The following is a 14,319-nucleotide window of genomic DNA, read 5'->3' on the forward strand; positions in this document are numbered from 1 at the left end:
GGCGGGCATGCCATGCGAAAGGAGGGAGGCGTCGCGGAGAGGCGCGTCAGACAAGCGTTTGCGGGGCGCGGGCTCAAACGCGCGCATGAAGCGGGCGGGGCCGGCGTGGCGCGGCGCGTGTGGCGTGGGCGGGAACACGTTACGTAGCACGTAACACGCCACACGGTGTTCCGGGAGCGTGTGGCCACCCACATCCGGCCCTGGCGTGAAGGCCGGAGTGCCGCGCCGGGCAACGGTCTCCGGGCAGTGGTGGGGGCTTGCGACGCGCCCGTATCGAACGTGCGCTTGATGCTGGCACACCGCTTGCGCTCATCGGCAAGCCCCCACGGGATTTCGAGCACACCAGCACACCAGCACACCAGCACATCAGCACACCTGGACACCATAGGAGACAGATCATGAGGTCAACGATGCAACGCGAACGTTCGCTGTCGGTCATCACCATCGCCTGTGGCGCCCTGCTGGCGCTGCTGGCGGGCTGCTCGTCGGGCGGCTCCGGCAGCGGCGCCTCGCCGAACGGCAACAACAACGTCACGCCGCCGCCGGCCACGCCGACTCCCGCGGCCTCGGTGGACACCACGCCCACCGCCAAGGTGACCGAAGGCGCCGGCAATACGGTGGTGGCCACCGGCAATGCGGTGAGCGAGATCGGGCAGCAGGTCAAGGACGCGAACCTGCCGGTGGTGCCGGACGCCGCGCAGAACGCCACCGGCGACGTGGTGATGAAGGCCGGCGACACCGTGGCCACGCTCGGCGTGGGCGTGCGTGAAGGGCTGGGCAAGATCGGCAGTGTGGACAACCCGCTCGGCGTCACCGTCGGCAACACCGGCAACGTGGTCACGCAGGCCGGCAAGACCGTGGTCAGCGCGGGCGATCTGGTCCAGTCGCTCGGCACCGCACAGCTCTCGCCGCTGGCGCCCGTCACGCAGCCGGTGGGCGGCGTGGTGCAGACCGTGGGCGGCACGGTCATGCAGGTGGGCGGCAAGCTTGGCGATAGCCTGTCCACCGGCCCCGTGGCGCAGCTGACCGGCAGCGCGAGCAAGGCCATCGTGCCGCTGACGACCAAGCTGACCGACACCACGCAGACCGTGGGCGGGGCCAGCGGCCTGGGCGTTCCGGTCGATAACCTGCTGACCAAGCTGGGCAACACCGTGGCCACCGGCGGCAGCATGCTGAGCAACGCCGACAAGCCGATCGTCTCGCCGCTTGGCGGCGTGGTGACGGAGACCGGCAAGACCGTGGCGGCCGCCGGCGTGCTGCTGAACAACCGGAACGGCACGGCGGGCGGTGCGGCGGGTGCAGGCGGCAATCCGCTGGGCGGCCTGATCAACAGCCTGCCGCTGGCGGGTGCGGCGGGCGGCAGCGCTGGTGTTGGCGCGCTGGCCCCGGTGACCGGCCTGGTCGGCACGGTGACCGGCGCACTCACCAATGCCACCAATGCCACCAATGCCACCAATGCCACCAATGCGACCAATGCCACCAGTGGCACCGCCACCAGCGGCAATGCCGGCTCACCGCTCAATGGCGTCACCGGCCTGCTTGGTGGCCTGACGCAACACTGAACCCCCCGAGCCAGAAGACGGCTCGGGACTTTCCCTAGCCATCGCCCGGCTACTTTATGGTGCGCTGTCGTCCTTACCCCGCGCGGCGCATCCTTTTATTTCGTGCCGTGCCGCGACCTGTATCAGAACGTGCAGGACGCCGCACGGCACTCCCATTTTTATTGCGGCCGCTCGAACAATTCGGATCGTCCTTTGCCCGGGGTCGCGTTGTTTCAAACGTCTGTCCTACCTTAAGCTGAGCCGCATGGGCTTTCCCTTAGTTCCTCTGGGGGGTATGGATGGAGACATAGCATGTCTTATAAATGTTGCACCAGCACCAAATACAACAGAATCGCGGCTCAACGAAGCCGGCGATCACAACCGGTAACGGGGCAGTGGGACTGGCGTTCACGTGCAACACCCATACGGGATCGGAATTTTTTTGTCGTTTCGGGAGTGCATCATGAAAAAGAACTCGCAGGCGCGTTTCAGCCGCTACCAACGCGGCGCCACCGCCATTGAATATGGCCTCATCGTGGGCCTGATCGCCCTTGGCATCGTCACCGGGGCCACCGCTCTCGGCGACGGCCTCAGCCAGGGCTTCACCCAACTCTCCACCAAGGTCACCACGCTGTTCGGCGTGAAGAGCGGCAGCTAGCAGCCGCCGGCAATCCTCGACCCCTGTTGGCCACGCCGTATCGCATCGGCGTGGATCGTCATGGCAATGCACCGGCCGCGGGCAGCACACGGACGGCCGGGCAAGCAACAGTGAGAGTGGTACCAAGTCGCGAAATGGCTGTCGGCGAACCTCCCCCGGCAACGGGGGAGGCCGCGCCTCCGGTTTGGCGCTAACGAAGAGACCGGGTGAAGCATGTCATTACGGGCGAAGGCGACCCGACGCGGCCACTTGGGGGTGGCGGCGCTCGAGTTCGCGATAGTGTTCCCGCTCCTGCTGACGCTGGTGCTGGGCATCGTGTACTACGGCATGGTGCTGGCGCTGCAGCAGGTGCTCACGCTCGCCGCCGAGGAAGGCGCGCGGGCTGCGCTGCGTTATCCGCTGACGTCCAACGGGGGCACGCTCGCCACCACCATCGACCTGCGGGTGTCCGCCGCCGCGCAGGCCGCGCGCGCCACGCTGCCCGATTCCCTCGCCACGCTGGTGCCCGCCGCCGATGTCGCGCAGGCCATCGCCTGCTCCGCCCCGGCCGGTACCACCTGCGTGCGCGTCACGCTGAACCTGCCCACTACGTCGCTCCTGCCCAGCGTGCCGCTGGTGCCGGTGCCCGCCACGCTGACCGGTTCGGCTGTGGTGCAGATCTCCCCCGATATCTGAAACCGATTTTTTCCGAGACGAATGCCGAGAACCCAGCCATGTCGATGACACCCGGAGCCCCCACATGAACAGCAGGCAGATACGGATCGCGGCGGTCGCGCTGCTGGTGCTGGCCGCGCTGCTGGCGCTGCTGGCCTGGCGGGTGGCGCGCCAGGCCGCAGTGCCGCAGCCGGTGCAGGGCGCCGCGCCGATGCATGCCGTGGTGGTCACCACGCGCGCAGTGGAAGCCGGCAAGCCGCTGCCCGCCGATGCGCTCAAGGTCATGCAACTGCCGATCGACCCGACCGGCGCCTATCAGGACGTCGCGCGCGTGACCGGCCAGGTGCCCGTGGTGGCGCTCGGCGCCAACGTGCCCGTGCTCGAAGGCCAACTGCTGGCCGGGCTGGCGCGTCAGGTGCCCGAGGGCCAGCGCGCCATGGCGGTGGCGGTGGACGAGGTGATTGGCGTCGGCCATCAGGTGCAGCCGGGCGACTATGTGGATGTGTTCGTGGTCCTGCGCCGCGACAGCCAGGAAATTGCCGACAGCCAGGCGCGCATGCTGCTCTCGCGGCTGCGCGTGCTGGCCTACGGCGCCGGCGCGGTCAACGACGCGAGGCGCGCCGAGGGCGCCGAGCAGATGATGTCGCGCCGCGAGGGCGCAAAGACGGCGGTGCTGTCGGTGCCGCTGGAGCAGGTCAACAAGCTGGTCATGGCGCAGCAGGCCGGACGCCTGACGCTGGCACTGCGCAACCCCAAGGACGAGACCATGCCGAGCGAAGGCATGTTTGCCGATCCGCCGGGCGTGTTGCAGGCGCGCGCCGGCGTGCCGCCCGAGGCCGCGCGCGCCCCGGCGGACAAGGCGCTGGGTGGCGTGGCGCTGGCGGGGCTGGTCGGCACGGCGCCGGTGCGGCACACGGCGCTGGCCGCGGCCCCTGTTGCCCCCCCGGTACCCGCCGCAGCCGTGGCGCGGCAGGGATCGAGCGACACCCGAAGCGGCGTGGAGATGATCCGCGCCGGCAAGCGAGACATCGAATAACGGACCCCACGGCATGTTCACCCCCACGCGTTACCGCGCCCATTCAGGCCCCGAGGCGTATCTATATAGAAGGATGATCGCGGCGATGGCGCTCGCGCTGGCCGCCGGCGCCGCGCTGTTGCCCGCCCGTGCCCCGGCGCAGGAGTCGCCGCCAGCCCCCCGCACGCTGCGGCTGCTGGCCGGCGCGCAGCAGGAAATCCGCCCCGGCCAGCCGCTGGAGCGCGTGGCCGTGGGCAACCCCGCCGTGGCGGACGCGCTGCTGCTCAAGCACCGCAACGGCCCGCCCAGTGTGCTCGTGGTGGCGAAGAAGCCCGGCGCCACCGACCTCAAGCTCTGGACCCGCAACGCCGCGCCGCTCAGCTACACGGTGCGCGTGGATGCCGTGGCGGCCGACGCCGATGGCGCGCAGGTCGATGTCTCGGCGGCCGGCGCCACCATCAGCGGCCAGTCGCCGGACGCCGCCGCCGCGTACCGGGCCCAGCAGGCCGCCCGCGCCGCAGTAGGTGGGACAGCAAGCGGAGCCGACGGCAAGCCGGGTGGCGTCGTCGTGGATCGCTCCACGCTGCCGGTCTCGGGCACGGTGCAGGTCGATGTGAAGGTGGTGGAGATCAGCAAGACCGTGCTCAAGGAGGTGGGGCTCAACTTCATCCGCAACAAGGGCGGCTTCACGTTCGCGCAGTTCAGCCCGTCGTCGCTGACCAAGGTGGACTTCACGTCCGGCGTGAGCACGGCCGGCGAAATGACATCGCCGATCAGCAGCGCGTTCAACCTGATCGCCGCGTCGGCCTCGAAGGGCATCTTCGCCAACCTGAGCCTGCTGGAGGCCAACGGCATGGTGCGCGTGCTGGCGGAGCCGAGCCTGGTGGCGCTGTCCGGGCAGAGCGCCAGCTTCCTGGCCGGCGGCGAGATCCCGATCCCGGTGCCGCAGGCGCTGGGCACCACCACCATCCAGTTCAAGCCGTTCGGCATCGGGCTGACAGTGTCGCCCACGGTGCTGTCCGGCCAGCGCATCGCACTGAAGGTGGCGCCCGAGGCCAGTGACCTCGACCCCTCGCGCGGCATCCAGATCAACGGCGCGTCGGTGCCGGCCATCGTCACGCGCCGCGCGGATACCACCGTGGAGCTGGGCGATGGCGAGAGCTTCGTCATCGGCGGGCTGGTCAGCCGCAACACGGTCAGCAACGTGAGCAAGATCCCCTTCCTGGGCGATCTGCCGATCCTGGGCAGCTTCTTCAAGAACCTGAACTTCCACCAGGAAGACCGCGAGCTGATGATCGTCGTCACGCCGCATCTGGTGAAGCCGCTGGCCAAGGATGCGCCGGCGGTGGCGGGCGTGGGTGGCAACGACGGCCGCACCAGCAGCGACCCCAACGTCTGGGGCCGCTTCATGCTCGGCGAATTCGCCGACCCCACGCTGCCCGGCTTCTCGAGGTAAGACCATGGACGCCCAGACCGAGGTCTTCCTGCTCAACACCGCGCGCGATGATGTGCGCCACTGGCTGGCCGGCGCGCTGGCGGGCCTTGGCACGCTGGTGGTGGAGGCCAGCTCGCAGGAGGCCGTTGCCGACCAGATCAGCGCGCTCCGGCCCGGACTGGTGTTTCTCGATTTCACGGCGCCGCACGCGGTGGCCTCGACGCGCCTGGCCGAACAGGTGACCCGCCTGTTCCCGCAGGTGCCGCTGGTGGCCGTGGGCCATGCCACCGAGCCGGACACCATGCTGGCCGCGCTGCGCGCCGGCGTGCGGGACTTCATCGACCTGCACGGCGCCACCACGCAGGCCAAGGCCGCGGTGCAGCGGCTGATGGTGCCGCGCGCCGCGCTGCGTGCCGATGTGCGCGCCGTGGAGCCGGCCCGCCACGGCAAGGTCGTGGCGATGCTGGGCGCGCGCCAGGGCGTGGGCGTGACCAGCGCCGCCGTGAACCTCGCGGCGGCGGTGCGCCAGCGCGGCGCCAGCGAGGTGCTGCTGCTCGACCTCGGCCTGCCGGCGCGCGACGGCGCGCTGTACCTCAATATCGCGCCCGAAATTCATTTCGCCGAGGCCGTGCGCAACCTGCGCCGCTTCGATCAGGTCTTCGTGCGCACCGCGCTGGCGCGCCACGCCAACGGGGTGTCCGTGCTGCCGCTGCCGGGCACGCTGTCCGAGTTGCGCGATGTCTCGTACTCGGAAGCCCTGACCCTGCTGGACCGCCTGCGCGCCTTCTTCGACCTCCAGGTGGTGGATCTCGGCGGCTTCTCCAATGCCGAGTTCATGGCCCAGATCGTCAAGGCAGCCGATGCCGTGGTGATCGTCACGGAGCAGAGCGTGGGCGCCATCGTCTCCGCCGTGGAGCTGGTGCAGGAGCTGCGCAAGCGCGAGATCGAACGGGACGACCTGCACCTGCTGGTGTCCCGCTTCGACGCGCAACTGGGCGTGGACGCCGCGCAGGTGGCCGAACGGGTGGGTGTGGCGTCCGTCAGCACCCTGCCAGAGCGGCGCGGCGCCCTGCTGCGCGCGGCCAACCGGGGCGCGGTGCTGGCGGACGACGACGCGGCGGACCCCTACGTGCGCGCGCTCGGCACGCTGATGGCGCGGCTGGGCTACGCCGCCGGGCCGGGCGAGGCACGCAGCATCCTGGCGCGGATGAAGGACAGGCTGCCGGAGGCGCTGCGCGCCGTCCGCACCGGCACCTGAATCAGACCCGAGTCGAACCTGATCCGGACTTGGCAATAGAGCTGGAACTGACATGACCCAAGCGATCGAATTTTCGGACAACGCCGCCGCACCATTTCCTGTCTCGCAGGAGTTCCATACGATCAAGGAAGCGGCGCACGAGCACCTGCTCACGCGTATCGAGGAACTCGGCGCCGAGTTCGGCCGATGGTCGCGCACGGCGATCCATCGCTTCGTGGACCTGGAGCTGGAGAGCTTCACCCGGCTGCGCCGCATCCCGATCAACGAGGCCGAGCTGCGCCAGATTGCCGAGGCGCTGACCAAGGAGCTGGCCGGCTTCGGCCCCATCGAGGACCTGCTCAACGACCCGGCCGTGGAAGATATCCTCGTGAACGGGCACATGGACGTCTACGTGTCGCGCCACGGCGTGCTGGAGCGGATTCCGGTGCGGTTTGCCGATGGCGGGCACCTGCTGCGCATCGTGCGCCGCATCCTGGCGCCGATTGGCCGGCGGCTGGACGAGTCCAACCCGATGGTCGATGCGCGCCTGCCGGACGGCGGGCGCATCAACGTCATCATCCCGCCGCTGGCGCTGGAAGGCCCGGTGGTGTCCATCCGCAAGTTCCGCAAGGACCCGCTGACGCCGGCGGACCTGCAGGCGCTGGGCACCATGAGCCCGGAGATCTGCGAACTGCTGGAGGCCGCCGTGCGCGCCCGCTGCAACATCCTGGTCAGCGGCGGCACCAGTTCCGGCAAGACCTCGCTGCTCAACGCGCTGGCCACCTTCGTGCCGGCCACCGAACGCGTGATCACCATCGAGGACACCGCCGAACTGGCGCTCAACCACCCGCACGTGGTGCGGCTGGAGAGCCGGCCGGGCGGGTTCGAGGGCACCGGCACGGTGACCATCCGCGACCTGCTGCGCAACAGCCTGCGCATGCGGCCAGACCGCATCATCGTGGGCGAAGTGCGCGGCGGCGAGGTGCTGGAGATGCTCCAGGCCATGAGCACCGGGCACGATGGCTCGATGGGCACCATCCACGCCAGCAGCCCGCGCGAATGCCTGTACCGGCTGGAGATGCTGGCCGGCTTTGCCGGCTTCCAGGGCAGCGAGGTGAGCCTGCGCCGGCAGATCGCCAACGCCATCGACTTCATCGTGCAGATTGGCCGGCTGTCGAGCGGCAAGCGGCGCATCCTGTCGATTACCGAGGTGACCGGCCTGGGCGACAACATCATCTCCACGCAGGAACTCTACCGGCACGAGCCGCTGCAGAACGCCGACGGCACCGAGGCGGACCGCTGGCAGTCGCTCGGCATCCTGCCGCACTCGCCCAAGCTCGCGCGCATGCGGCCCGCGAACTTCGGGCTCGATGACCGGTTCGATCTCTGAGATGGCGGTCGCCGGCCTGCTCATCGCCTCCGTCGCCCTGGTGCTGCTTGGCACCGGGCTGCTGCTGCTCGCCACGGCTCGCGCGCGCGGGCAGGCGGAACACGCGCGCGCGCATCTCGCCGCCCAGACCGAGCAGGTAAAGGCGCGCTACGCCACTGCCACCGACCCGGCCCCGCAAGCGGGCGCGCGCGACCTGCGCCGCCGCTGGACCGACCTGCTGCGCCGCGCCGACCTCGCGTCCACGCGCGCCACGGCGCTGCGCTGGGGCGGCCCGGTGGCCACGCTGGTGCTGTTCGGCGGGCTGATCGGCGGCGCACTGGGCGCGGCGGCGATGCTGGTGACGGGCGTGGCGCTGGCCGCTTTCCTGCTCTGGGTGCGCATCCGGCGCGTCCGGGAGAAGATGCTGCGCCAGTTGCCGGGCTTTCTCGATGGCGTGGTGCGGCTGATGACCATCGGCAGCAGCGTGCCGGCCGCGTTCCAGAATTCCGTGGCGAACACCGAGGCGCCGCTGCGCCAGTGCCTGGTGCAGGCCATTCACCTCCAGCGTGCCGGCAAGGAGCTCGATCAGGCGGTGTTGATGGTGGGCCGCGCCTATGATCTGGCCGAACTGGTGATCGTGTCGTCGGTGCTGCGCCTGTCCGTGCGCTACGGTGGCCGGGCCGATGTGGTGATGGAGCGCACCGCCACCTTCATGCGCGACCGCGAGGAAGCGCAGCGCGAGCTGATGGCGCTGTCGGCGGAGACGCGCCTGTCGGCGTGGGTGCTGGGCCTGCTGCCGCTGGTGGTGGCGGGCGGCCTGTTCGTGATGAACGCCGGCTACATCCTGCTGATGTGGCGCGACCCGATGGGCAAGGCGATGCTGCTGACCGCGCTGGGGCTGGAGGTGGTCGGCGCCTTGCTGCTATACCGGCTGGCCAAGTCGATATGAGGGCGCGCGCATGGATGTGACGATCGACATGACCTCTCTGCTCTCGATGAGCCTGCTGGCCGCCGCCGGCGCGGCGGGGCTGCTGGCGTGGCCGCTGGTGCGGCAATGGCGCCAGCGCCGTGCCACCACGCGCACGCTCGACGCCGCGCTGGACCGTCAGGCGGTGCGCGCGGCGGCCACGCCGGCGTCCCCATCGGCGTCCCCATCGGCGTCCCCCCCGGCCGCCGCGGCCAACCCCACCGCCAACCCCGGTTCCACCACCCTGGGCGGGCGCCTCAGCGAGACCTGGCTCACTTCGAAACTGGGCCGCGCCGTGGTCACCGCCGAGGAGCAACGGCTGCTGGAGCAGTGCGGCTACTACGGCGTGCGCCCGCGCACGGTGTTCGGCGGGCTGCGCGTGGCGGTGCCGGTTGCGCTGGCGCTGGCGGCCTTCGTCTGGCGGCTGCCGGTGTCGCTGGCCGGCGCCATCGGCTGGAGCTTCGCCACCTTCGCGGTGGCCTTCCTGCTGCCCAAGCTGGCCCTGCGCCGCCGCGCCAGACAGCGGCTGGCGCGGGTGGCCGACGAACTGCCGGTGCTGATCGACATGCTGCGGCTCCTGCAGGGCGTGGGGCTGTCCATCGACCAGAGCCTGCAGATCATCGTAGTCGAGTTCGGCAGCATGCTGCACGTGCTGGGCCCCGAGCTGCAGCGCGCGAACCAGCAGTTCGCCTCGGGCCGCTCGCGCGAGCAGACGCTGCAGCGCATCGGCAAGCTGTTCGACGATGAAGACCTCAAGGGCCTGATTACGCTGCTGACGCAGGTAGACCGCCACGGCGGCGCGGTGCAGGAGCCGCTGCGCCAGTTCGGCGAGCGGCTGCAGACCGCGCGCAAGGCGCGCATGAAGGACAAGATTGGCCGGCTCACGGTGAAGATGACCGGGGTGATGGTGGTCAGCCTGCTGCCGGTGCTGCTGATCCTCACCGCCGGCCCGGGCTTCCTGGGCGTGATTCGCATGCTGGCGCGCATGAACGGAGGGCACTGAATGACGAAACCGATGAGCGCCATGATGGCGGCTGTGATGGTGACACTGCTCCTGGCGGGCTGCGCGAGCCCGGGCCAGCAGAGCGCCGACGCGCTGGCGCAGCAGGCCGAGGCGCAGATCGCGCTGTCCAAGCTGCGCGACAAGGAGGCCCGCGCCGAGTACAACGACCAGGCCGTCTACCTCGGCCTGATCGCGCGGATGCAGCAGGAGGGGCTGTACTTCGCCTCGCTGGCTCATATCGACGCCTTCCAGCAGCGCTTTGGCACCCAGCCGGGCCTGCAGCTGATGCGCGCCGCCGCGCTGCGCGAGACCGGCCAGGACGACGCGGCGCTGACCGCCTACCGCGCGCTGCTGGGCACCGACCGCGCTGCCGCCGCGCATCACGGCATCGGGCTGGTGCTGGGCCGGCAGGGCGATTTCATCCGCGCCGCCGCTTCGCTGCGGCAGGCCGCCACGCTCGATCCGGTGAACCCGCAGGTGGCCAACGACCTCGGCTACGCGCTGATGCGCGGCGGCGCCTTGCAGGACGCGCGCATTCCGGTGATGCAGGCGTTGCAGCTGGACGGCAGCAATCCGCGCATCGTCAGCAACGCGGCGGTGTGGCTGTGGGCGAGCGGCAAGCGCGCCGAGGCCAACGCGATGATGCAGCGCGCCGCCATGCCCGAGACCACGCGGGCCGCCGTCCGCAAGGAGGGCGAGCGCGTGGCGCGTGCGGCGCTGGCCCACGGGCGCCCAACCGCCACCAAGCCGCTGGCGCTGCTGGCCCCGGCCAACGCCAACGCCAACGCCAACGCCAACGCCATCGCGATCGCCATCGCTTCAGGAGACGCACGATGACCATCCGCCGACTTTCTCGCCGATTTTTTCGCCGATCTTTCCGTCACCTGGCGCTGCTGGCGCCGCTGGCGCTGCTGGCGCCGCTGGCGCTGCTGTCCGCCGCCCCTGCGTCGGCCCAGACGGCCGAGCCCCAGCCGGCTCCCGCCCAGCTCCCGGTCGGCCAGCAGACGCGCACGCTGCTGGAGATCCAGCGCAACGGCTCGCAGGCCGGCGCGGCCATCCCGCTGGGCGGCGAGCAGGCCGCCATCGGCTATGAGCGGTATATGCGCAGCTTCCGCTACGAGCTGCCGGAGTTCTTCACCAGCCAGGCCACCGGCAGCCCGCTGCGTGGTGGCGGCAGCAATATGCCCCCCGCGCCCAACGGGCAGTAAGGCCACAACCATGCGTCCGCTCCGAGCCCATCGCCACGCGCGCGGCGCCGTCAGCCTGATGGCGGCGCTGCTCATCGCCACGGTCGGCATTGCCGCGCTGGTGTCGATCGACGTCGGCCATGTGTTCTACAGCCAGCGCCAGTTGCAGAAGACGGTGGATCTGGCCGCGCTCTCCGGCGCGCAGCAGCTCAAGCGTGCCGCCGACCTGCCCGCCACCACGGCCAGCGTGCTCGGCAGCGTGACGGCGGCGGCGGCGCAGAACGGCTATGCGTCGGGCGTGAGCGCGGAATGTGCCGACGTAGCCGGCGGCGCCGCCGATGGCCTGCGCGCCTGCCTGGGCCTGTGGGACCCGGCCAACCCGGCCAACGGGGACAGCGTGCGCCACTTCAACCCCGCTTATCCGGACGCCACGGTCTCGCCCAACGCGGTGCGCGTGCAGGCCACCTACACGGTGCCGCTGCTGTTCGTCATCCCCGGCACGGCGTCCCGGCAGCTGCGCGCGGAGGCCATCGCGGCCGGCAGCCCGCCCGTGGCGTCGTTCACGCTCGGCAGCGGCCTGCTCGATGTGTCCACGGCCAGCGGCATGCTGGGCCTGCTGCTCGGCAACACGGTGACCCTGTCCGTGCTCGACTGGAGCGGGCTGGTCGGCGCCAACGTCACGCTTGAGCAATTGCGCCTGCAAGCCGGCGTGGGCACCATCGACCAGCTGCTCAATGCCACGCTCTCCATCCAGGACTTCTATGCGCTGGTGCTGGGCGCGGCGGGCAAGAGCGCGCTGCTGAACGCGGCGCTGGGCAGCCCGGTGACGCAGCTGGGGGTGAGCGGCATCGGCACCACGGTCTCGCTGGCGAAGATGCTCGACCTGGGCGTGCTCACGCCGGCGGCCTCGTCGGCGGCGGAGGTGGCCGTGAACGTGGCGTCGCTGCTGACCACGGCGGCCTACGTGGCGCGCGGCACCAGTGCCATCGACCTCGACAAGATCGCGGTCAACGTCGGCCTCGGCTCGGTGGGCGGCAAGCTCTATATCGTGCAGCCGCCGCAGGTGGCGCTGGGGCCGGCGCGGCAGTTGCCCGGCGGCACGTGGCAGACCACGGCCACCACCGCGCAACTGGGGCTCTGGCTGGCGGTCAAGGCCAATCTGCCGGTGCTGGGGCTGGCCAGCGCGGATGTCAACCTGCCGGTCTGGCTGCGCGTGGGGCAGGCCCGGGGCGACCTGACCAACGTCCAGTGCGCGGCTAACCCGGCGCAGCGGCGCGCCACCGTCAACGTCACCACGGACGTGTTGACCACCTGCGTGGCCGATGGGACGAAGCCGCAGTGCGCGCCGGCGGCGACGCCGGTGGAGCTGGCTGTAGTGAAGGTGCTTGCCGGGGTGTTGTCGACCAAGGTCGTTGCTAATCCCAAGCCGGACGTCACGCCGATGAACCCGCTCAACGACGTGGTACTGGCGCCGGGCGGCAGTGCCTCCACGTCATCGACCAAGCCGTTGTCCCGCGCGATCACGGACATGGTCCGCAACCTCAACCCGGATGTGACGGTGGGCCTTGGCGTGCTGGGCATCCCGCTGAACGTCGGGGCCTTGCTGGACGCCCTGCTAACCCCCATCGCGGGCCTGCTGGACGCCCTGCTCATTCCGCTGACGTCCACGCTCGGCATCCGGCTCGGCAATGCCGACCTGTGGCTGAACGGGGTCGATTGCAATAACGCCGAACTGGTCTACTGAAGGTCTACTGAAGAACCGAACCATCATGAAAGCCGACCGCTGGGCCTACGAGACCCTGGAAGTCTATGTCTGGGAAGGCAAGTACGAGATTGCAGACCGCGTGGCGCGCTTCCTCACGCCGCTGGGCGTGGAGGTGATCCGCGCCGGCGCGCTGGACGCGCTGCCCGCCGAGCCGCGCGTGAAGCCATGCATCGCCGTGATCAGCGCCTCGGCCATCGGCGCGGCCAAGTTCACGCTCGACTGGGAGGCCGCGCACGGCATGCCGGTGATCTGGGTGGGCGCGCCGGACCGGGAAGTCGACCCCGGCCGCTTTCCGCCCGAGTACGCGCATATCCTGCCGCACGACTTCACCGGCGCCGACCTGCGCACGCAGATCGGCAAGCTGATGCCGCAACTGCTGGCCGCCGCTGCCACCGGCCCGGACGTGGCCGACCTCGTCGCCGGCTCGCCGGCCATGTTGCAACTGATGTCGCAGGTGGATACCTACGCGGACTTCGGCAGCAACGTGATGCTGTACGGCGAGACCGGCGCCGGCAAGGAGCGCATCGCGCGGCTGTTCCACGAGCGCAACACTACTTACGGCAAGGGGCCGTTCGTCGCCGTGAACTGCGGGGCGATTCCGGACGGCCTGTTCGAGTCCCAGTTCTTCGGCCACGCCAAGGGCGCGTTCACGGGCGCCATGTTCGCCCACCGGGGCTACTTCGAGCAGGCTACCGGCGGCACGCTGTTCCTCGATGAAATCGGCGACCTGCCGCTGTTCCAGCAGGTCAAGCTGCTGCGCGTGCTGGAGGAAAACGCGCTGACGCGGCTGGGGTCGACCATGCCGGTGAAGCTGGACTTCCGGCTCGTGGCTGCCACCAACAAGGACCTGCGCGAGGCGGTGAGCCAGGGCCGCTTCCGCGCCGACCTCTATTTCCGGCTGGCCGTGATCGAGCTGCGCATCCCCAGCCTGGAGGACCGGGGCGCGGCGGACAAGGTCGGCCTGCTGGTCTCCTTCCTGCGCCATATGCTCGGCACGGCCGGCTTCGACGCCCTGCCGCCCCTGCCGGACTGGCTGCGCGGCGCGGTGGGCACGGCGTTCTTCATCGGCAATGTGCGGGAACTGCGCAACCTGGCCGAGCGGATTGGCATCACCGTGCAGCAGTGCGGCCATTGGGACGAGGCGCGCATCCGTCCGCTGTTCCGCGCGCTGCGCCCGGGTGCCTTTGACGGCACCGAGCGCGCCGACCCGCGCGGCGACGCCGAGGAGCGCCGCCGCATCATCGCGGCGCTGGACGCCAACGGCTGGCGCCGGCAGGACACCGCCGCCTGTCTCGGCATCAGCCGCAAGGTGCTGTGGGAGAAGATGCGCAAGTTCCAGATCGCCGACAGCGAAGCGGAGCCCGCTTGACGCGGACCCACTTGACGCGGACCCACAAGGGCGGACCCACAACGGAAGACTGGGGGATGCGGGGCGGGGGGCCGCAACGTTATGATGCGGGACCGCGCGGCCCGGCCGTGCTTCTCGCG

Annotated in this window: 13 protein-coding genes; all 13 read left to right on the forward strand. The window is 70.4% G+C overall.

What is annotated here, in order from left to right:
* Window positions 1-410: 410 nt before the first annotated feature.
* Window positions 411-1,562 carry a collagen-like triple helix repeat-containing protein gene (locus SB751_RS07055; protein ID WP_410747892.1) on the forward strand — a complete coding sequence of 384 codons (1,152 nt, stop codon included), beginning with the start codon at window positions 411-413 and terminating at the stop codon, window positions 1,560-1,562.
* Window positions 1,563-2,004: 442 nt separating this feature from the next.
* Complete coding sequence (locus SB751_RS07060; protein WP_144199789.1) at window positions 2,005-2,199, forward strand: Flp family type IVb pilin; 195 nt, start codon at window positions 2,005-2,007, stop codon at window positions 2,197-2,199.
* A gap of 213 nt (window positions 2,200-2,412) precedes the next feature.
* Window positions 2,413-2,874, forward strand: coding sequence for a TadE family protein (locus SB751_RS07065; protein WP_144199791.1), 462 nt, complete (start codon window positions 2,413-2,415; stop codon window positions 2,872-2,874).
* 64 nt (window positions 2,875-2,938) lie between these two features.
* A complete protein-coding gene (gene cpaB / locus SB751_RS07070) occupies window positions 2,939-3,889 on the forward strand; it encodes a Flp pilus assembly protein CpaB (RefSeq protein WP_144199793.1) in 951 nt (316 codons plus the stop codon).
* Window positions 3,890-3,962: 73 nt separating this feature from the next.
* The gene (locus SB751_RS07075) at window positions 3,963-5,324 is read left to right on the forward strand and encodes a type II and III secretion system protein family protein (RefSeq protein ID WP_409558941.1); all 1,362 of its coding nucleotides are present in this window, start codon (window positions 3,963-3,965) and stop codon (window positions 5,322-5,324) included.
* Window positions 5,325-5,328: 4 nt separating this feature from the next.
* Window positions 5,329-6,561, forward strand: a complete 1,233-nt coding sequence (locus tag SB751_RS07080; protein WP_284454531.1) for a pilus assembly protein — start codon at window positions 5,329-5,331, stop codon at window positions 6,559-6,561.
* 52 nt (window positions 6,562-6,613) lie between these two features.
* Window positions 6,614-7,930 carry a CpaF family protein gene (locus SB751_RS07085; RefSeq protein WP_144199799.1) on the forward strand — a complete coding sequence of 439 codons (1,317 nt, stop codon included), beginning with the start codon at window positions 6,614-6,616 and terminating at the stop codon, window positions 7,928-7,930.
* Between the two features lies 1 nt (window position 7,931).
* Window positions 7,932-8,858, forward strand: coding sequence for a type II secretion system F family protein (locus tag SB751_RS07090; RefSeq protein ID WP_410747893.1), 927 nt, complete (start codon window positions 7,932-7,934; stop codon window positions 8,856-8,858).
* Window positions 8,859-8,880: 22 nt separating this feature from the next.
* Entirely contained in the window at window positions 8,881-9,879 is a 999-nt protein-coding gene (locus SB751_RS07095) for a type II secretion system F family protein (RefSeq protein ID WP_144200057.1), read from the forward strand.
* Window positions 9,880-10,716 carry a tetratricopeptide repeat protein gene (locus tag SB751_RS07100; RefSeq protein ID WP_410747894.1) on the forward strand — a complete coding sequence of 279 codons (837 nt, stop codon included), beginning with the start codon at window positions 9,880-9,882 and terminating at the stop codon, window positions 10,714-10,716.
* Window positions 10,713-11,087: a DUF3613 domain-containing protein gene (locus tag SB751_RS07105; RefSeq protein ID WP_144199803.1), complete on the forward strand. Its 375-nt coding sequence runs from the start codon at window positions 10,713-10,715 to the stop codon at window positions 11,085-11,087. Before SB751_RS07100 ends, SB751_RS07105 begins: the two co-directional genes overlap by 4 nt.
* 10 nt (window positions 11,088-11,097) lie before the next feature.
* On the forward strand, window positions 11,098-12,810 hold the full coding sequence (locus SB751_RS07110; RefSeq protein ID WP_313819109.1) for a TadG family pilus assembly protein: 1,713 nt from the start codon (window positions 11,098-11,100) through the stop codon (window positions 12,808-12,810).
* Window positions 12,811-12,835: 25 nt separating this feature from the next.
* Entirely contained in the window at window positions 12,836-14,200 is a 1,365-nt protein-coding gene (locus tag SB751_RS07115) for a sigma 54-interacting transcriptional regulator (RefSeq protein WP_410747895.1), read from the forward strand.
* The last annotated feature ends 119 nt before the right edge of the window (window positions 14,201-14,319 follow it).

Source organism: Cupriavidus sp. SIMBA_020, assembly GCF_046535395.1.
GTDB classification, from domain to species: Bacteria; Pseudomonadota; Gammaproteobacteria; order Burkholderiales; family Burkholderiaceae; genus Cupriavidus; species Cupriavidus campinensis.

Coding starts and splice junctions, on each gene's coding strand:
- SB751_RS07055 (WP_410747892.1), top strand. CDS start 411: ATGCAACGCGAACGTTCGCTGTCGGTCATCACCATCGCCTGTGGCGCC.
- SB751_RS07060 (WP_144199789.1), top strand. CDS start 2,005: ATGAAAAAGAACTCGCAGGCGCGTTTCAGCCGCTACCAACGCGGCGCC.
- SB751_RS07065 (WP_144199791.1), top strand. CDS start 2,413: ATGTCATTACGGGCGAAGGCGACCCGACGCGGCCACTTGGGGGTGGCG.
- cpaB (WP_144199793.1), top strand. CDS start 2,939: ATGAACAGCAGGCAGATACGGATCGCGGCGGTCGCGCTGCTGGTGCTG.
- SB751_RS07075 (WP_409558941.1), top strand. CDS start 3,963: ATGATCGCGGCGATGGCGCTCGCGCTGGCCGCCGGCGCCGCGCTGTTG.
- SB751_RS07080 (WP_284454531.1), top strand. CDS start 5,329: ATGGACGCCCAGACCGAGGTCTTCCTGCTCAACACCGCGCGCGATGAT.
- SB751_RS07085 (WP_144199799.1), top strand. CDS start 6,614: ATGACCCAAGCGATCGAATTTTCGGACAACGCCGCCGCACCATTTCCT.
- SB751_RS07090 (WP_410747893.1), top strand. CDS start 7,932: ATGGCGGTCGCCGGCCTGCTCATCGCCTCCGTCGCCCTGGTGCTGCTT.
- SB751_RS07100 (WP_410747894.1), top strand. CDS start 9,880: ATGACGAAACCGATGAGCGCCATGATGGCGGCTGTGATGGTGACACTG.
- SB751_RS07105 (WP_144199803.1), top strand. CDS start 10,713: ATGACCATCCGCCGACTTTCTCGCCGATTTTTTCGCCGATCTTTCCGT.
- SB751_RS07110 (WP_313819109.1), top strand. CDS start 11,098: ATGCGTCCGCTCCGAGCCCATCGCCACGCGCGCGGCGCCGTCAGCCTG.
- SB751_RS07115 (WP_410747895.1), top strand. CDS start 12,836: ATGAAAGCCGACCGCTGGGCCTACGAGACCCTGGAAGTCTATGTCTGG.